General features: G+C 65.2%; 14 protein-coding genes and 1 pseudogene. 10 read left to right on the forward strand and 5 right to left on the reverse strand.

What is annotated here, in order from left to right; genetic code table 11:
- Positions 1-25: 25 nt before the first annotated feature.
- Genes JQT59_RS21145 through JQT59_RS21155 form a run of 3 tightly spaced genes read left to right on the forward strand, consistent with a single transcriptional unit; the run spans position 26 to position 4751 of the window.
- Complete coding sequence (locus JQT59_RS21145; RefSeq protein WP_213571866.1) at positions 26-2770, forward strand: ABC transporter permease subunit; 2745 nt, start codon at positions 26-28, stop codon at positions 2768-2770.
- Positions 2767-3510, forward strand: coding sequence for an ABC transporter ATP-binding protein (locus tag JQT59_RS21150; protein WP_213571867.1), 744 nt, complete (start codon positions 2767-2769; stop codon positions 3508-3510). The genes JQT59_RS21145 and JQT59_RS21150 overlap by 4 nt, the downstream gene beginning before the upstream one ends.
- A complete protein-coding gene (locus tag JQT59_RS21155) occupies positions 3510-4751 on the forward strand; it encodes an ABC transporter substrate-binding protein (protein ID WP_213571868.1) in 1242 nt (413 codons plus the stop codon). Before JQT59_RS21150 ends, JQT59_RS21155 begins: the two co-directional genes overlap by 1 nt.
- 84 nt (positions 4752-4835) lie before the next feature.
- Here JQT59_RS21155 and JQT59_RS21160 read toward each other — a convergent pair whose 3' ends face one another.
- Together JQT59_RS21160 and JQT59_RS21165 are read right to left on the reverse strand one after the other, a co-directional pair.
- The gene (locus tag JQT59_RS21160; RefSeq protein WP_213571869.1) at positions 4836-6770 is read right to left on the reverse strand and encodes a flavin-containing monooxygenase; all 1935 of its coding nucleotides are present in this window, start codon (positions 6768-6770) and stop codon (positions 4836-4838) included.
- Between the two features lie 29 nt (positions 6771-6799).
- Positions 6800-7840, reverse strand: coding sequence for an LLM class F420-dependent oxidoreductase (locus JQT59_RS21165; protein WP_213571870.1), 1041 nt, complete (start codon positions 7838-7840; stop codon positions 6800-6802).
- A gap of 536 nt (positions 7841-8376) precedes the next feature.
- Between JQT59_RS21165 and JQT59_RS21170 the strand changes: the two genes are divergently transcribed.
- Positions 8377-9579, forward strand: coding sequence for an acyl-CoA dehydrogenase family protein (locus tag JQT59_RS21170; protein WP_213571871.1), 1203 nt, complete (start codon positions 8377-8379; stop codon positions 9577-9579).
- A 108-nt stretch (positions 9580-9687) separates the two neighbouring features.
- On the forward strand, positions 9688-11550 hold the full coding sequence (locus tag JQT59_RS21175; protein WP_213571872.1) for an acyl-CoA dehydrogenase: 1863 nt from the start codon (positions 9688-9690) through the stop codon (positions 11548-11550).
- A gap of 75 nt (positions 11551-11625) precedes the next feature.
- Here JQT59_RS21175 and JQT59_RS37140 read toward each other — a convergent pair whose 3' ends face one another.
- The 3 genes and pseudogenes from JQT59_RS37140 to JQT59_RS21185 all read right to left on the reverse strand — a co-directional run bounded on the left by JQT59_RS37140 (position 11626) and on the right by JQT59_RS21185 (position 14455).
- Positions 11626-11874 carry an AMP-binding enzyme gene (locus tag JQT59_RS37140; protein ID WP_249353707.1) on the reverse strand — a complete coding sequence of 83 codons (249 nt, stop codon included), beginning with the start codon at positions 11872-11874 and terminating at the stop codon, positions 11626-11628.
- A gap of 131 nt (positions 11875-12005) precedes the next feature.
- A pseudogene (locus tag JQT59_RS37145) lies at positions 12006-12314 on the reverse strand (AMP-binding protein); the annotation flags it as partial.
- Entirely contained in the window at positions 12311-14455 is a 2145-nt protein-coding gene (locus JQT59_RS21185) for an acetate--CoA ligase family protein (RefSeq protein ID WP_213571873.1), read from the reverse strand. The pseudogene JQT59_RS37145 and the gene JQT59_RS21185, both read right to left, overlap by 4 nt.
- A 343-nt stretch (positions 14456-14798) precedes the next feature.
- On the opposite strand from JQT59_RS21185, the gene JQT59_RS21190 reads away from it, so the two are divergent.
- From JQT59_RS21190 to JQT59_RS21210, 5 genes are all read left to right on the forward strand, one after another.
- A complete protein-coding gene (locus JQT59_RS21190) occupies positions 14799-15695 on the forward strand; it encodes an alpha/beta hydrolase fold domain-containing protein (RefSeq protein ID WP_213571874.1) in 897 nt (298 codons plus the stop codon).
- A gap of 100 nt (positions 15696-15795) precedes the next feature.
- Positions 15796-16317, forward strand: coding sequence for a flavin reductase family protein (locus tag JQT59_RS21195; protein WP_213571875.1), 522 nt, complete (start codon positions 15796-15798; stop codon positions 16315-16317).
- Positions 16314-17246, forward strand: a complete 933-nt coding sequence (locus JQT59_RS21200; protein WP_213571876.1) for an alpha/beta hydrolase — start codon at positions 16314-16316, stop codon at positions 17244-17246. Before JQT59_RS21195 ends, JQT59_RS21200 begins: the two co-directional genes overlap by 4 nt.
- Complete coding sequence (locus JQT59_RS21205; RefSeq protein ID WP_213571877.1) at positions 17243-18040, forward strand: enoyl-CoA hydratase-related protein; 798 nt, start codon at positions 17243-17245, stop codon at positions 18038-18040. The genes JQT59_RS21200 and JQT59_RS21205 overlap by 4 nt, the downstream gene beginning before the upstream one ends.
- A complete protein-coding gene (locus JQT59_RS21210; RefSeq protein ID WP_213571878.1) occupies positions 18027-18701 on the forward strand; it encodes a 3,4-dihydroxy-2-butanone-4-phosphate synthase in 675 nt (224 codons plus the stop codon). Before JQT59_RS21205 ends, JQT59_RS21210 begins: the two co-directional genes overlap by 14 nt.
- Positions 18702-18715 lie beyond the last annotated feature (14 nt).

Consider the following 18715-nt stretch of genomic DNA (forward strand, 5'->3'; position numbering starts at 1 on the left):
GTGCGCCCTGGCCCAAGGAGCAAGAGTGGACATAGTTTCGTTCGTCATCATCGGGTTGGTGGCCGGTTCGATCTACGGACTGGCGGCCGTCGGCCTCGTTCTCACCTACAAGACTTCCGGAGTATTCAACCTCGGGCACGGCGCACTGGCGGCCCTCGCCGCCTACTCGTTCTACGTGCTCAATGTTCAACTCGAGCTGTCGTGGCCGATCGCAGCGTTCGTCACCGTGTGCGTAGTCGGACCCGCGGTCGGGCTGCTCCTCGAATTGCTCGCCCGGCGACTGCAAGGCGCCGCGTTGCCGCTCCAGATCGCCGGTGTCGTCGGAATTCTGCTGGTCGTCCAGGCCGGGACGCTGCTGATCTTCGGTGCCCAGGAGGTGCGCCGGGTACCGTCGTTCCTGCCGAAGGGCCGCATCGAGGTCGGTGGCACCCTCATCCAGTACGACGATGTCCTGACCTTCGTGATCGCTGTCGCGGCGACGGCGGGCCTGTGGGCGTTCCTCCGGTGGACCCGGACCGGGATCGCGATGAAGGCTGTGGTGCAGAACCCCGAACTGCTCGAGCTGGTCGGGCACAGCGCAACACGGGTGCGCCGGTGGGCCTGGATTCTCGGCACCGTGATGGCCTCCCTGTCGGGTGTCCTGCTCGCACCGATCATGCCCCTGGACCCGGTCCAGTTGACGTTGCTGGTCGTCGCAGCTTATGCCGCCGCCGCGATCGGCACCTTCAGCAACCTGCCGGGAACGTTCGCCGGCGGACTCGTCGTCGGTGTGCTGGCCGCCCTGTCGACCCGATGGCTGACGAACGGCATCCTCGCCTCGCTCCCGGCGGCACTGCCTTTCGCGATCCTGTTCGTCGTACTGCTCTTCTTCCCGAAGAAGTACCTCGTCGACAAGACCGCCGTCCGGATACATCCCCGGCCGACGTGGAAGGCTCCGGTCCGGCTCCAGGCCATGGGCGGCGCCCTGGTCGTCGCCTTCCTGGTGACCGTCCCGCTCTTTGCCGGCATCCATCTGGTCGACTGGACGGTCGCGGTGGCGATGATCCTGGTCTTCGGATCGCTGTCGTTGCTGGTGCACACCTCCGGACAGGTGTCGCTCGCCCAGATCGGGTTCATGGCGGTCGGTGCCGCGACGTTCTCACACCTGCTGCAAGGCACTGGAATGTCGTGGCCCGTGGCGCTGCTGCTCGCCGGTGCGGTCGCCGTGCCGATCGGTGCGGTGCTGGCGGTACCGGCGATCCGTCTCGGTGGGTTGTACCTTGCGATCGCGACGTTCGGGTTCGGGATCTTTCTGCAGCAGATGTTCTACACGCAGGACTTCATGTTCGGTGCCGCGTCGTCGGGTCTCGAGGTACGACGGCCCGACACCATGATCGTCGATTTCGCATCGGATGCCGGGTACTACTACCTCGTTCTGGCGATCGCGGTCGTATCGGTGGCCGTGGTGTTCACACTCGAACGTGGCCGGATGGGCAGACTACTGACCTATATCAAGCAGTCGCCACGAGCGGCGGAGGCCAACGGAGTTCCTGCGGCCATGACGCGAGTGTTGATCTTCTGCATCGCGGCGTTCCTCGCTGCGATCGGGGGAGCGCTGGCAGCCTCCGCCCAGCAGAGCATCTCGGCCGATAGTTACGCCCCGATCATCTCGCTGACCGTTTTCGTCATCATCGTCCTGAACGGTCCGGCGGTGCCGTGGAACGCGGTCCTCGCTGCGGCGGCATACACGCTCATTCCCAGCTATTTTCCGAGCGCCGAGGTGGGGACCTACCTGCAACTGCTGTTCGGGCTCAGCGCGATCGCGCTCGTCGTGCTGCCGCCGGCACAGCTCCCGGTGCGGGTGACGTCTCTCGTCGACCGGTGGTTCCGTCGCGACGATCGGACCGAACCGCCACTGCACACCGCACCGCCACTGCACACCGCACCGCCACTGCGCACCGAACCGGTGGACGTCGAACCGATCGACCCTGCAGTACTCGAGGTTTCGAAGGTCGGTGTCGCGTTCGGAGGCGTCAAGGCGCTCGATGGTGCCGACATCGTGTGCACTCCGGGACGAGTGACAGGGCTGATCGGTCCCAACGGTGCGGGCAAATCGACGTTGTTCAACGCGGTGACCGGATTGGTCGCCATCTCCGGCGGATCGGTGTCCTTCGGGGGAGTTGACCTTCGAGGGAAGAGTGCGTCCGCCCGGGCGCGTGCGGGCATCGGCCGCACGTTCCAGACCGTCGAGCTGTTCGAGTCGATGACGGTGCGGGACAACGTGTCGGTCGGTGCCGAGGGACGAACCGTCCGGCTCGACCCGACCACCCACCTGCGGTCCTCGAAAGCCGAACGGGACAATATCCGGTCGGCGACCGAATCCGCGCTCACGGCGTGCGGCCTCGAGGACGTCGCCGACCAGCATGTGATGAATCTTCCGACCGGTACTCGACGATTGGTGGAGGTCGCCCGCTGTCTTGCCGGCGGCCACACGATCCTGCTCCTGGACGAACCCTCGGCCGGTCTGGACCACAACGAGTCGGCGCGGCTCGGCGAGCTGATCCGGCGGGTCGTCGACGAACGCGGAATCGGCGTGATCCTCGTCGAACACGATGTCTCGCTGGTACTCGGCGTCTCCGACGAGGTGTACGTTCTCGAATTCGGACGCGTCATCTTCTCCGGCTCTTCCGCCGACGCGCGTCGCTCGAGTGTCGTGCAGGCGGCATATCTCGGAACAACCGAGCCGGTCGACGACGTGCAGTCGGATCGGGAACTGGAGGAGATCAAATGACCACGCCGACCCTGCAGGTGACCGGACTGTCCGCCGGCTACGGGAAACTGACCGTGCTGCGGGACGCGAACGTGACCGTGGAGCCCGGTTCGGTCGTCGCGCTGCTCGGTCCGAACGGTGCCGGAAAGAGCACCCTACTCGCGGCGATCGGAGGTGTGCTCACACCGACTTCGGGTTCCGTTCGGCTCGGGAAAGCGGACATCACCTCGCACCGGCCGGCCACACGCGCCGCTGCAGGGATCTGCCTCATACCCGAAGGGCGGGGGATCTTTCCAGGACTGTCCGTGCGGGAGAACCTCCTCCTCGCGGTGGACGGCTCTCTGAGCGACCAGTACGCGCTGGCATTGGAAACCTTTCCCGAGATCGGCAGGCGTATGGACGCGAAAGCGGGAAGCCTGTCCGGTGGCCAGCAGCAGATGGTCGCTCTGGCACGCGCCTTCCTGCCCCGCAGTTCCGTGATCATCCTCGATGAGGTGTCGATGGGGTTGGCGCCGTTGGTGATCGACCAGATTTTCGATGCCCTCGACGTCCTCCGGGAGTCCGGGAAGTCGATCCTGCTCGTCGAACAATATGTCGGTCGCGCACTGGGCAGTGCGGATGTGGTGCACCTGATCGACCGGGGACAGGTATCAGGACCGCTCGATCCGTCGTCGCTGAACGAGGACGAACTCATGAGCCGATACCTGGGAATCGAAATTGCTACCGAGTTGAAAGAATCTACAGCTGAGGAGAACGTGTGATGAGAACGATGTGGAGGCAGGCTGCGCTCGCGGCCGCGGTGGGAGCACTTGTGCTGTCCGGCTGTTCCGCCGAACAGGAGCAGTCACCGAAACCGTCGACGACTCTGACCAAACCTGCAATCGTGGTCGGCACGGTCTGTGGGTGCTCGGGTGTGTCCGCACCCACCCACGGCCGGGTCGACGACGTCGCGCAGGCCTGGGCCGCGAGCGTCAACGATTCCGGTGGAATTAACGGCCATCCGGTGGAGGTCATCGTCAAGGACATCGGCCAGGAGCCGTCGAAGGCGCTGGCCGCGGTCAAGAGCCTCGTCGAGGAGGATGGGGCCGTTGCGATCGTCGGTCCCATCACCGGTACCACCGGGTCGTGGAGGCAGTACGTCGAGGAGAAGGGGATCCCCGTACTCGGGGGCGTGCCCTCCGACGCAACGTTCCTCGCGAGCGACAACTTCTACCTCGCGGGCTCTCCCAACCCGGTCATCACCTACGGTCTGGCGAAGCTCGCCCGTGAAGAGGGCACGACCAAGCTGGGTGTCGTGTACTGCTCGGAATCACCTGTGTGCGCGGATTCGGATGCGCTGGCGGGCAAGTCGGCGGTCGATGTCGGAATCGGGTATTTCTCGGTCAAGGCCGCGGCGGCCGCTCCCAACTACACCGCGGTGTGCCAAACGATGAAGAACGAGGGCGTCGACGGCCTCTTCCTGGCTCACATCACCAGTGTGGACGTCCGGATCGCGGAGGACTGCCACAAGATCGGTTACGAGCCCCAGTTCTACAGTTCCGCCGGAGCGGTCGGTAACGAATTCATGGAGTCACCGGCCGCCGAAGGATTGTTGTTCACGCAGTCCAATGCTCCGTACTACGACCCGTCCGTTCCCGTCGTCGGTGAGGCCCGGGAGGCGATCGACTCGTACTACGAGGGATTGACGGACTCGGCGCAGTTCTCGGCCGTTGCGTTCGATTCCTGGATCGCCGGCAAGCTTTTCGAGGCCGCCGCCGATCGCGCAGGGCTGACGTCGGACTCCACACCCGCCGATGTCGCTCGGGGACTGGGCGAAATCGATGGTGACACACTTGGCGGGCTGGCTCCGCCGCTGACGTACTCCGACACCGACCGTTCCTACCCGACCTGCTATTACGTCGGTGAGGTCCGAGACGGGCAGCTGGAAGCTCGTGACGGCGGAAATTCGATCTGCCTCGACGAGTCCGACCTCGAGTCGGAGGTCTTCGCGACAATCCACTGAGTAGCGACGGTCGACCGAGTAGCAATAGAAATTCGCCGGGTTTCTTCGGAAACCCGGCGAATTTCTATTGCCTCTTGTCGGCTTTCAGGCCCCGCGACGTTTCGTCGCCGTGAAGTCCCCAGGTTCGGGGTTGGCGGTGCGCGCCCAGTACTCGGGTACCGGCCAAGGCGAGTTGGTGACCACTCGTCCGCTGGAGTTACGGTAGTAGCTGCTCACCCCGTCCATCGCGTACACCATGGCGGCGTTGGCCTCGTCGAGCTCGGAGTTGTAGCGCTCATACGGCTCCTGCTTGCATTCGAGGGCTGCGAGATCCTCGGTGACGAGCCGGCTGATCGACTCGACGACGTACCGCACCTGAGCTTCGGCGATGGTGATGTAACTACCGCCGGGTGGGTTCGTGTTCGGGCCGTAGAGGAAGAACAGATTCGGGAATCCCGGCGTGGTGATGCCGAGGTACGCGCGCCCGTTGTCGTCGTTCCAGATGTCGCGTAGCGACGTTCCGTCGGTCCCGCGAATGTCCATCGGGTACAGGAAGCGTTGCTGCTGGAAACCGGTGCACAGGATGAGGACGTCGATGTCGCGGTGTTCACCGTCGGCAGTGACGATTCCGTCGGGTGTGAGTCGTTCGATGCTGTCGGTGAGGAGCTCGACGTGGGGCTTGCGGAGTGTGGCGAACCAGCCGTTGTCGATGAGGAGCCGCTTGCCGAACGGGGGGTAGTCGGGCAGCGTCTTGCGTTGCAGTTCTTCCTCACCGGCCAGTTGGCGCTTCAGGTACGCGGTGAAGTGCGCCCGGTACGCGTCGTTGAGGGAGCTGACGTGCTTGCCCTTCTCCTCGCGGCGCGGGTCGACCGGCAGCGCGGCGAAGGTGCGTTCGGTGTAGAGCCAGTACAGACGGAACCGGTACCAGCCCCGGTAGAATGGGATGTTGTCGTAGAGCCAGTGCTTGGTGGCATCCGACTGCTGGAAGTAGTGCTCGTTGGGGGCGATCCACTGCGGCTGACGCTGCAGCACTGCCATGCTCTCGACCTGATCGGCGATCGCCACGACGAGCTGCATGGCGCTCGCGCCGCTGCCGACCACCGCGACCCGCTTGCCCGTCAGGTCGAGATCTTCGGGCCACTGTGCGGAATGGACGATCTCACCGCTGAACTCCGACGTGCCGGGGAAGTCGGGGACGTTGGGAGTACTGTGCAGGCCGGCGGCGGTCACCAACGAGGTAGCGCGCACTTCGTGTTGTGTGCGATCGGGTCCGGTGACCGACAGGATCCACAGTTGCTCGTCCGCGTTCCATACTGCGGTGTCGACCGAGTGACCGAGCCGGATCCGGTCGGTGATTCCGGCCTCGCGGGCGACATCGGCGAGGTAGTCGAAGATCTCATTGCGACGGGCGAAGTATTCGGACCAATTCTTGGGACGGAACGAGAACGAGTACAGGTCGCTGGGGATATCGACCCGTGCGCCGGGGTACCGGTTCTCCCACCAGGTACCGCCGATGTGGTCGTTGCGCTCGAGGACGGTGTAGGGAATGCCGGCCTTCTCCAGATTGATGGCGCAGGTTATGCCGGATATTCCGGCGCCGACAATCGCGACACCGAAGTCGGGGCGCGCCGTCCGGACGAGGTCACCGACGTTCTCGGGGGTGAAGGGTGCGAACCCGAGTTGTTCGGCAATCATCGGTGCGTAGGCGCCGGAGATCGGTTCGCCCATGACCGTGCTCATCAACCGGGTCAGCTCGCTGCCGGTCGGAGCGGGTTGTGCGATCGGCTTGCCGTTGCACCAGTCGAGCACCGCGTCGGTGACCGCGTTGTGGATCTCCGCCTGGATCGCCGGTGCGAGGCCGCCGTCGTTCAGCTCCTCGAACCCCTTGGTCGAGGCGGGAACGTACGGCGCGGATAGCCATTTCTCCTCACCGGTCAACTGATAGAGGACGGGGAGCAGACACGGAATGTTGCCTGCGGTAACCGCAGCGTGCACGGTGGCACGGTCGAGGTTCGGGTTCGGCGTGAAGACAGGGCTCACGGTTGTCCTTCCGGAGTGGGGGGTAGGGGTCACGCGATCAGGGAGCGAAGGGTTTCGATCGCCACGAGCCGCTCGGCGTGCGTGGCTGCCATCGGGACGACGTTGAGCAGGCCGACGCCCAGTTCGCCCAGCATCGCGACGCGTTCCGCCACGTAGGAGGCCGGGCCGATGAGCGAGGTGGCGCGGACGAGTTCGTCGGGAACCGCGGCCGTGGCTTCGGCATGACGTCCGGCCAGGAACAGATCCTGGATCTTCGCCGCCTCGTCGGCGAATCCGTAACGGCACGCCAGCGTGTTGTAGAAGTTGCGCTCCCGCGACCCCATCCCGCCGATGTAGAGCGCCAGCTGCGGGCGGGCGCGGTCGAGCCAGGGCGCGGTGTCCTCGACGATCGCGAAGGGAAGGCGAACGATGGTGTTCAGTTCGTCGAGAGCGGCGGCGCGTTTGGCCTTCCCGCGTTGCAGCGCCTCACCCCACACCTCGTGCATCTTCTCCGGGTGGAAGAAGATGGGTTCCCAACCTTGCGCGAGCTCGGCGGCCAGCTCGACCATCTGGTCACCGAGTGCAGCGATCGATATCGGAATATCCGAACGCACAGGATGATTGATCAACTTCAGAGGTTTGCCCAGGCCGGTTCCCCGGTCTGCCGGAAGTGGAACGTTGTAGTGGCGTCCCTCGTGGCGGAGTGGTTCACGTCGCCATACGGTGCGGCATATATCGATCGTTTCCCGTGTCTTGCCCACTGCATGGCCGAAGGGTGCACCGTGGAATCCTTCCACCACCTGTGGTCCGGAGGCTCCGATTCCGAGTCGGAATCGTCCCTCGGATACGTAGTCGAGGCCGGCGGCGGTCATGGCGAGCGTGGCGGGGGTTCTGGCGTCGAGGGCGAGAATGCCGGTCGCGAGTTCGATTCGCGACGTACGTGCGGCGAGGTAACCGAGTTGGCTGACCGCGTCGAACGAGTAGGCTTCGCCCAGGGTTGCGGAGTCCAGTCCGGCGGATTCGTAATCCGCTGCCTCCGAAGCTAATTCGTGGAAGGGGCGGCCGTGGCCCAGGATGGTGCCGATGCGCATGTGGTTCCTGCCTTTCGCAACTCGCAGCGCCGTACTGCGATGGATGTCCTCGGATGTTCGACCGCTCGGTTCGCGTCTGGTGGTAGCCCGACGTCGCGGCGGGTGATCGGCCCGTTTGTTAATGCTAACTATGGCGCGGAGCGGCAGTCAATAGCGCGTGTGCTGCAAAGTTGACCATTCTGTTAGTCATAACTATGTACCCGATTCGTCTTGATGAGATCGGTGGACCACCTGGGGCGGTGCGCGCTCCTCGCATATGACCGTTTGGGCATAGATCCGAGATTGTCCGAATCAAGCTACTTGCCCTGCGCGAACGAGTCGGTAAATAGCCATTGTGGAGAATCTTGGTATGAAGTGCGCCGTGACCTGCGCCATTAGCTCTTGACATTAGTCATAACTATGTTACCTTACTCACACCGGAATGCTTCTCGACCAGCTTCGGGAGCGCCGTAGAGACTACGAAAGACCGGTTGCGTGGGAGACACTCGAATGTTGGGCACGCCTCCGGATGGAACATCCCCACGAAAGGCATGAACATGACCGAGACGCTGACCCGAGACGCAGTAGCCGGCAGCGAAAGGGAGGCCGACTATCTGCAGGGCGCCCGTTCCATCGCACCGCTGATCAGGCAGGAAGCGGCCGCCATAGAGGAGGGCCGGACGATCACGAAACCGGTCGCGGACGCGCTCGTCGAACTGGGTCTGCACGGAATGCTGATCCCGGAAGAACTCGGCGGCGGCGGCCTGCTCCCCAGTGAGGGGATGCGGGTGTTCGAGGAGGTCACGAAGTCCGATGCCTCGACGGGCTGGGCGTGGATGGCCAGCGAATGGGGCACTGCCGGCGTCGTGGGTTACCTCGATCCCGCGGTGACGAAGGAACTGATGAGCCAGGACGAGCCCTTCATTGTCGCAGGTCAGCTCCTCCCGCGGTACCCCGGTGTCAAGGTTGACGGCGGCTACATCATCGACGGCAAGTACTCCTTCGCCAGCGGCTCGGACCACGCCACCTGGATCGGTGCCGGGTTCTTCGTCGCCGACGAGCAGGGAAACCCGATCCTGGGTGAGAACGGCCAGCCGCAGGCACGTATCGCCCTACTGCCCAAGGGCCAGGGTGTATTCGAGAAGAACTGGGACGTATGGGGTCTGGCGGGCACCGGCAGCAACGACTACACGATCACGAAACAGTTCGTTCCCGCCGAGTACACCACCCCGACCTTCGGCGGCACCCCCACCCGGTCGGAAACCATGTACAAGCTGACGAACGAGTTGGCCGGCGGCCTGCCTCACGCTGCGATCGCACTCGGAATCGCGACCCGGGCATTGGAACTGGTGGCGAGCGTGACCGCCGGAAAAACGCGTCCCACCTACACGGTTCCGGTGGGTGACGCCGAGATCTTCCGGATCGACTTCGCGCGCAAGGAAGCCAATCTCCAGGCCGCGCGTCTGTACTGCTACGAGGTCACCAAGGCGGCCGAAGCGGCCGTGAACTCCGGACAGGCGGTGACCCCCGAACACATCGCCCGGGTGGGCCAGATGCTGTCCTGGGTACACGAAGTCGCAGCCGATGTCGTGACTTTCGCCCACCGTTGGGGTGGCAGCCAGAGCATCGGCCGCAAGAGCACGCTGGGCCGTTTCGTTCGCGACATGAATGTCGCAACCCAGCACCTCCTCGTCGATCCGATCATGCTCGTCAATGCCGCGGGGGTTCTGCTCCCGATCTACGCAGAAGCCGAAGCCTGATCCGAAATTCCGGTCCGAACCTGAGATTCCGGTCCGGCCGCGCCTTCGGGCACGGCCGGCGTTCCGGCCTGCCCGCAGCAGGTCGACGACTGTGAGAGGTACCCGACCATGGGGCATTACAAGAGCAATCTCCGCGACGTGGAGTTCAACCTGTTCGAACTACTCGAACGCGACCGTGTACTCGGCACCGGGCTGTTCGAGGAGGTGGATCTCGATACGGCGAAAGTCGCACTGCGCGAGGTCGATCGTCTCGCCCGCGAGGAACTTGCGGAATCGTTCGAAGACTCCGATCGCAGCCCCACCGTCTTCGACCCCGCGTCGCACACGGTCACCGTTCCGCCGTCCTACGCTGCGACGTACAAGATGTGGATGGACGCCGAATGGTGGTGCCTGCGTGTGCTTCCCGAACTCGGTGGCACCAACGCGCCGAGTTCCCTCAACTGGGCTCTCGGCGAATTCGTCCTGGGTGCTAACCCCACTCTGTGGACCTATGTAGGGTTCCCGACGGCGACTCGCGTGGTGTACCGGCACGGCACCGAACGCGACAAGAAGATCGCGCAGATCGCCGCGGACAAGCAGTGGGGCGCGACGATGATGCTCACCGAACCGGACGCAGGCTCCGACGTCGGGGCCGGCCGCACCAAAGCCACCCCCAACGACGACGGCACCTGGAACATCACCGGGGTCAAGCGGTTCATCACCGCGGGCGAACACGGCCTGACGGACAACATCATCCACATGGTTCTGGCCCGGCCCGTCGGTGTCGAGGGCGCCGGCGAACCCGGCACCAAGGGCCTCAGTCTGTTTCTCGTCCCCAAGTTCCACTTCGACCTCGAGACCGGTGAGCTCACCGGCGAGCGCAACGGCGTCTATGTCACCAATGTCGAGAAGAAGATGGGCGTGAAGGTCTCCGCAACCTGCGAGATGACCCTCGGTGAGAGCGAGCCCGCCCGCGGTTGGCTTCTCGGGGAGGTCCACGACGGCATCGGTCAGATGTTCGACGTGATCGAGGACGCCCGGATGATGGTGGGTTCCAAAGCGATCGCGACCCTGTCGAGTGGGTACCTCAACGCGCTCGAGTACGCGAAGATCAGGGTGCAGGGAGCTGACCTGACGCGGTCGTCTGACAAGGCGGCGCCCAAGGTTCCCATCACCCGCCACCCCGACGTCCGCCGGTCGCTCCTCACACAGAAGTCTTTCGCCGAGGGACTGCGGTCCCTGGTGCTCTATACCGCGTCCTGGCAGGACGAGATCGCGATCGGCAACGCCGCCGGCACCGACACGACCCTCGCGGAAGGCGTCAACGATCTGCTCCTGCCGGTGGTCAAGGGATACGGCTCCGAACGTTCGTGGACGATCCTCGGAACGGAATCCCTGCAGACCTTCGGAGGGTCGGGATACCTCCAGGACTACCCGCTCGAGCAATACGTGCGCGACGCCAAGATCGACACCGTCTACGAGGGAACGACCGCCATCCAGGCGCAGGACCTGTTCTTCCGCAAGATCGTCCGGAACCGGGGAGTGGCGTTCGGGCACCTGGTACAAGAGATCTCGGGATTCGCCGGCGACCCGTCCGCGACCACCGACTTCGCGTTCGAACGAGACCTGCTCGCCGAGGCAACCGGCAGCGTCGAAGCGATCGTCGCGAAGATGACAGCCGACCTGCAGCAGTCGAATCCGACTGTCGCAGGGGGCGCCGAGAAGAACGTCTACAAAGTCGGGCTCAACGCCACCCGGCTGCTCTACGTGCTCGGCGACATTCTTGTCGCATGGCTACTGTTGCGCAGTGCCGCAATCGCTCTCCGCGCGCTCGACACGGACCTTCCCGCGGCCGAAAGGTCCTTCTACGAGGGCAAGGTTGCGGCAGCGCGGTTCTTCGCTCGCAACGTCCTTCCTGTCGTGGTGGCCGAGGGCAGGATCGCCGGTGCCGTCGACGATTCCGTGATGGGCCTGGACGAGGCAGCATTCTGACGACAACAGCGTCCGAGGACGAGATGCGCGCCCGATCGAATCGATCGGGCGCGCATCTCGTGTGTGGTACCCGCGTTATGCGTGTCCGGTGGGCACCTCGGACGTGTGCGGCTCCCAGTAGTGGGTCTTCAACCGCCGCTTGAACAACTTGCCGGTGTCCTCACGCGGGACGTCCTCGAACACCACAACCTTGGGCATCTTGTACCGTGCGAGGCGACGGGCGACGTGCGCGCGGACGTCGTCGTCGGCGAGGGTCGCCCCTGGATCCGGTTCAACGTGCGCCGCCACGGCTTCACCGAAATCCAGATCGGGAATGCCGAACACTCTGATAGTCGGCCACTCCGTCGAGGCCGACTATCACCGATTCGATCTCGGCCGGATAGATGTTGACCCCGCCGGAGATGATCATGTCGTTCCGGCGTCCGCACTTCGACGATCGTGGTACCCGGCGGGAGAACCGCTTCGACCTTCGGGAGCAGGTCGGTGTGCACCAGCACCACCTTGGCCGCGCTGTCGCTGAGCACGTGACCGAGGTCGTCGGAGTTCCCGTGCCAGTTCGCAGGGACCGGAACCGCACTGATCGCGGCACCGGCGAGGGTGGCCTCGACGAAGCCGGTCTCGTTGCGCATCACCAGCGCGTATCGGTCACCGTGCCCCGCACCGAGCGCGGACAACGCCGAGGCCAGGGGAGTGGCGCGCGCCCGTATCTCCGAGTGGGTACGGACGTCGTTGCCGCAACGTATGACTGCTTCGGTCGTCGTCATCGAATTCCTTCCGTGTTGCGCACGATGCAGAGGGCGTCGACCGCGACGAGACCGTCCTCGGTGACGAGGAGCGGATTGACATCGAGTGATTCGATCCAGCCGTGGCACGCGGCGGCCAGGTGCCCGAAGCCGACGAGAAGATCGGCGAGCTGCGCGAGGTGCCAGGGATCGGATCCGCGATAACCGTGCATGAGGCGCAGGTCTCGGAACTCGTCGATGAGAGCCACGGCGTCGGTGTGGGTCAACGGTGCCGGACGACCACCGACTCGTTCGAGTACCTCGACGAGGATGCCACCGATACCCAGGACCACCATCGGCCCGAGCTCGCTGCGCCCCTCGACGCCGACCAGCAGTTCACCTCGCGCGGCCGTCATCGGTTGAATGGCGACGGTCTCGGGGAGTCCGTGTTGCTGCGCGGTCGCGCGCATGTCGGCCACGGCGCGTTCGAGATCGTCCCGGCCGACGTTCAGCGCGACGGCTCCGAGCTCCGTCCGGTGGGGCACATCGGCGAGCTTCACCGCGTACGGTCCCGCGAAACCGGGCTCGACCTGCTCACCAGTGTCGACCGTGCAATGCGGCGCCGTGGGTATGCCGAACCGGTCGAGCAGCGCCATCGCCGGGGTGAACGGCAGAAAACTCCGGCCGTCACCGGCGTCGGGGAGCGGTCCGGTCGGGCGCCCGACGGGCGTAATCACGTCGGCCGGCGGACGTGGCGTCTCACGGTCGCGGACGAAGGTTCCCATCGTGTGCAGTCCGCGCAGCGTGCCGCGGAGCCCGTACCCGAGTGCGACGCTCCCATCGGAACCGATGACTTCCTGCGCATAGGCACCGACGGGGCCGACGCCGGCCGCGATCGCGACCGGCTTTCCGAATCGGCGTGCAGCGACGGCAACGTCGTCGATGAGGCGGCGGTACATCGGGGAGTCGTCGCCCTCGCCCCACATGTTGACGAACACGACGGCGTCGAGTTCGGGTGATCCGACGTAACGGTCGACGATGTCCGTCCAGAACGTCGCGCCGAAGCCGGTGGTGTCGAGGGGGTTCGGGACGGTGATGCCCGGGATGGTCGAGCGCACCCAGTCAGCAAGGTCGTCCAGGGGCGGGAGGACCAGACCTTCCGCTTCGGCGAGGTCGTAGGCCAGGGACGCGAAGCCTCCGGTCCCGGCAACGACACCCAGGCGTTCGACCTTGTTCCACTTTGCGGGGTCGAGTTGGCCGACGAGCGACAGCCGGTCCACCAGTTCCTCGAGATCGTGGGCGAGTTGGATGCCTGCGTGACGGAACGCCACGTCGTAGGCCCAGGCGTTCCCGGCAAGAGCTCCCGTGTGCGAGGCCGCCATCTGCTGGGTCCGGCTGTTGCGTGCGAGTTTGATCGCCACGATCGGCTTTCCTGCCGCGATGCATCGGCGGGCCGCGCGCAGGAACTCCTCGGGCCGGCGGATGCCCTCCACAATCAGTCCCACGGCGGCGGTCTCCGGATCGGAGGCCAGGAAGTCCACGTAGTCGGCCATGTCGGTGGTGACTTCATTTCCGGCTGAGATCAATCGTGAGATACCCGTGCCGGTGCGGGCGCGGGCGGCGATGGCGATGCCGCCAATCATCGCGCCGCTGTGGGAGACGATCGACACCCCACCCGCCGGTGGCCGGTAGTCCGCCGAGGCGGTCAGGTTGAGACTGCGGGGAACACTGATGTAGCCCAGGCTGTTTGGCCCGATCACGGCCATTCCGTCGCGTTGCGCCGCGGCGGCGAGTCGACGCTGGAGATCCTCCCCATCCGCGCCTACTTCGGAGAAGCCGGCGGCGTAGATGACGAGCCCTCCGCAGTCGAGTGTCGCGCATTCCTCGGCCAGGGACACCGTCCGCTCTGCAGACATCACGGACAGGACCGCATCGATCGGCACCGGAACATCCGAGATGGAGCGATACGTCGGTACCCCGAGAACGGTCGCGGCCGTGGGATGGACGAAGAACACCGTTGCATCGCTGTCGAGGGTCGGGCGGATGAAGGACGCAACCGGGGACTTGTCACTCAATCCGACGACCGCGATGGTCGACGGGTTCAGCACGCGTTCGAGAGAGGGTGAGGGGCGAACGTCGGACTCCTGTGTGCGGCAGGAACCGTCGTCCGAGATGAGGGTCATGGTTGTGGACCTCCGGGCGAGAGTGGGGACGTCTGGGCGAGTGCCCGGCCGTTGTGTCCGCGTCCGGGGATGTGTCGCGACGGAGCAGAACTCGGGCCGGGGGAAAGGACCGGGACCGCGGGTGCGGGTACCGGCGGTGACTTTGCGGCACAGGCTGGTGTGATCCGGGCCGTGCCGCTATCTGCTGAAATCTATCCTGTGAACCTCCGTTATGGCCAGATCATTGTGCATTCGGAAAAAAGTCCTGGGAAATGCCTTCCACAGTTAGTGATAACTATGTAACATTGCTCACAACCCCATCGCGAGGCGATGTCGGGATTCGAACTCGATTTTCGGAGGATCCATGGCCAGGACCGAAGCTCTCGTGCGCGCAGAGAAGATGTGGGTGGAAAGTTTCCCTGACCCGGCGACGGCGACGGTGGACGATCTGCGCGACGCATACGACCGGCTGTTTCTGCAGTTCCCCCTCCCCGAGGGCACCGAACCGGTCGAGGGTGAGGTCGGCGGCGTCCCCGTCCTGTTCGTCACGGCTGAGGGAGCGGCGCAGGACAAGGTCCTCGTCTGGTTCCATGGTGGCGGGTACATCATGGGCAGCGCGCGGGGCTTCCAGGAACTCGGACACAACCTCTCACGCGCCAGCGGCGTGACCGTCGTCCTGCCCGACTACCGGCGTGCACCCGAGAACCCGTTCCCCGATGCCGTCAACGACGGCATCGCCGTGATCTCCGCACTCGTCTCGCAGTATGGTGCGGGCAATGTCGCGGCCGGTGGCGACTCGGCCGGCGGCGGACTCGGACTCGCCGCTCTCGTTGCGGTGCGCGACAAGAATGAATCGCTTCCCGCCGCCGCGGTATTCATCTCAGCCCTCCTCGACCTCACGGCTAGCGGCGACAGCATCGACGAATTCGACGGCAAAGACGTCGCGGTCTCCCGCGGGTCGATCGGCAACGTCGGCGACGCCTACCTGCAGGGCCACGATCCGAAGGATCCGCTGGCATCTCCGCTCTTCGCCGACCTGCACGACGTGCCACCGACACTCTTCCTGGTCGGTTCCGGCGAGGTGCTCCTCGACGACTCCCGCCGAGCGGCCGCCGCGATCGTGGAGAAGGGGGGAGCGGCGAGCGTCTCGACGTACGACGACATGGTCCATGTGTGGCCGCTGTTCTCGTCGATCCTGCCGGAGGGCATTCAGGCCGCGGATGAAGCTGGAGCCTTCATCCGCAAGCACCTCGGACTCTGACGTCCTGACGAGCCGAAAGACACGCGGGTGCCGCACCGGCGGTGCGCCACCCGCGTTCCAATCCTCCATCCGGCATCACCACGTACGAAAGGCATCCGACATGCCCCAGAAACTCGACGAACTGGCGGCGCGGTTCTGCGACGCGATGGCCGCGGTATGTACCCCCGTCGCCGTCGTGACCGCGATGGACGGTGAACGTCCCCACGGCACGACCGTCAGTGCCTTCGCGTCGCTGTCGATGTCGCCACCGTCGGTACTGGTCTCCCTGGATCGGGGATCAGATCTGCTGGCACTGGCCCTCGAATCGGGACGCTTCGGGATGAACGTCCTCGGCAGCGGGCAGTCAAAGCTCGCCGCGCAGTTCGCGCGCAAGGGCCCGGACAAGTTCCAGGACGTGCCGTGGCGAGTCGACGCGGGCTTGCCACGCATCGCCGATGTCCCCCACTGGATCGCCGCGGACGTGATGGAAACCCTCGAGGTGGCCGATCACACGGTCTTGTTCGGCCGCGTGATGGACATCGCGAGCGAAACGATTCCGCCCCTGACCTACCACGGCAGGGTCTTCGGCACCCACGCGGCAATCGCACCGATGCACACGACCGCCGGCGGGACACACCGATGACAAACACAGAATCGCGGCACACCACGGTCGATGCCGATGCCGACGCCGACGCCGCGCTCGCGCGTGCCCGCAACTCCTTCGCCGCGGTGTTCGGCAACGGCAGGCTCCCGCTCGACCAGCTCCGGCGCAACCTCGACACGATGATGCTCGAGTCCACACTCGCCGAGGATGTTTCGGTCGAGGACATCGTTGTCGGCGGAGTCCAGGCCTTGCGCGTCGCGGCCGGACTTGCGATCGACGACAACGTCCTCGTGTGGTTCCACGGCGGTGGTTACGTCATGGGCAGTCCACACGGCTACCGCCACGCCGCTGCAGCCCTGTCACGGGCACTGGGGTCCGTGGTCGTCCTACCCGACTACAGGCTCGCCCCGGAACATCCGTTCCCCGCGGCGCTCGAGGACGCCGCCGCCGTGGTCGACGCCCTCGTCGCCGAGTACGGACCCGAGCACACGGCCGTCGGCGGTGACTCCGCCGGCGGTGGTCTGACGGTGTCCGTCCTGGTCGACGCCCGCAACCGCGGCGCCACATTGCCCGCGGTCGCCGCGGTGGTGTCTCCGCTCGCCGATTTCACGGTATCCGGAGAAAGCGTCGCCACCAACCGCGACACCGACCCCGTCATCACGGAACGCTCGCTCGGCATGCTCGCCGCCACATACCTCCGCGGGCACGGCCATGACCACCCCCTTGCCTCTCCGGTCTTCGCCGACCTGACCGGCCTGCCTCCGATCCTGCTGCTGGCCAGCGACAGCGAAATCCTGCTCGACGATGCGGTCCGGATCCGCCATGGGGTGCAGTCCGGGGGCGGTGCGAGCACGCTGTCCGTCTACCCGGACACCTGCCATGCGTGGACGCTCTTCACCGACTTTCTCCCTCGAGCACGCGACGGCGTCGCCGAGATCGCTGACTTCTTCCGGAAGGTTCTTCCATGACTGTGAGTATCGTCGACGACAAATCGGTGCGGCACATCCTGATCGATCGTCCCGAACGCATGAACGCCGTCGACAAGGAGACCCTGCACAGGCTGTCCGACGCCGTAGAGAGCGCCGGTGAGGATCCCACGGTGCGCGTAATCGTGTTGTCGGGGACCGGCCGGGCTTTCTGTGCCGGTGGTGATCTCGATGTCGAGGATCCGCTGTCGGTCGAGAACACGGCTGATACCTCCGATGCCGCGTCCCGGTGCATCGCCGCGATCACGCGAGCACCGCGTCCGGTCGTCGCCGCGGTTCGGGGACCGGCCGTGGGGGTGGGGGTTTCGCTCGCGCTCGCCGCCGATCTCACCGTCATCCGCTCCGATGCCTACTTCTCGATGCCGTTCACCTCCATCGGTTTGATGCCCGACGGTGGCGCCACCGCGCTGGTCGCGGCGTCGGCCGGTCGGGCGATCTCGATGCGGATGTCGCTGCTCGGCGAGCGCCTGAGCGCGTCCAACGCCGAGCGCGCCGGTCTGGTGGCCGCGGCGTACGAGCCGGAGGTGTTCGAGTCGGAACTCGAGAAGTTGACAGCACGACTGAGCGGAATCTCGTTCGACTCACTCATCGAAACGAAACGCGCGATCAACGACGCGAGCCTGAGCGAACTCGACAACGCCTTCGCCCGTGAGCGCGACGGACAGATTCGGCTGACGACCACAGACAGCTTCCGTGATGCGGTCGCCGTCTTCGCGGCTAAGCGAAGCAGGGCTGGAACCGAAGTGCGAACAAGGAGCGGAAATGTCGATCGCTGAGATCCGTTACATGCCCCCGTTCGATCCGCGGAGCACCGTGCACGCTCGTGTCGATCGGACGGCGGACGATATCGCCGTCGGAAAGACGATCGTCCTCTTCGATCCCGCGTGCGGAGAAGCGAGTCTTGTTGTCGCTGCCGAGTGCGCGACCACCGAATCTGTGGCGTTCATGATTCGGCACACCTCCGGATTCGTGAAAGTAGCGGTACCGGAGGAGGATTGCGTGCGACTGCAGTTGCCCCAGATGTGGCAGCTTGTCCAATCGGCGGAAAGTTCCATCCCGTCGGTGACCGTGGATGCTGTGGAAGGTATCGGTACCGGAATTTCCGCAGCCGACCGGGCTCACACGATCAGGACCATCGCAGATCCGCGCACTGATCCATCTGCGCTGTCCAGGCCGGGGCATGTGGCACCGCTCATCGCACGAGGCGCGGGGTCGGGGATGGCCGAATCGGTGGTGCGGTTAATGCGGTCCGCCGGCGTCCGCCCGATGGGCGCCCTCTGTGAACTGGTCTCCCCGGTTGATGCGACGAGGATGGCGAACGAGGAGGAGAGCCTCGGCTTCGCGAGCGATCACGCGTTGACCTTTCTCTCGGTGTTCGACGTGGCGATGTGCATGCCTGTAGTGCCGAAGTTCGAGCCGATGGTCCGGTTGCCTTAGCTTTGAGGAGTTCT

The organism is Rhodococcus sp. USK13, from assembly GCF_018343855.1.
Lineage (GTDB): Bacteria > Actinomycetota > Actinomycetes > Mycobacteriales > Mycobacteriaceae > Rhodococcus_F > Rhodococcus_F oxybenzonivorans.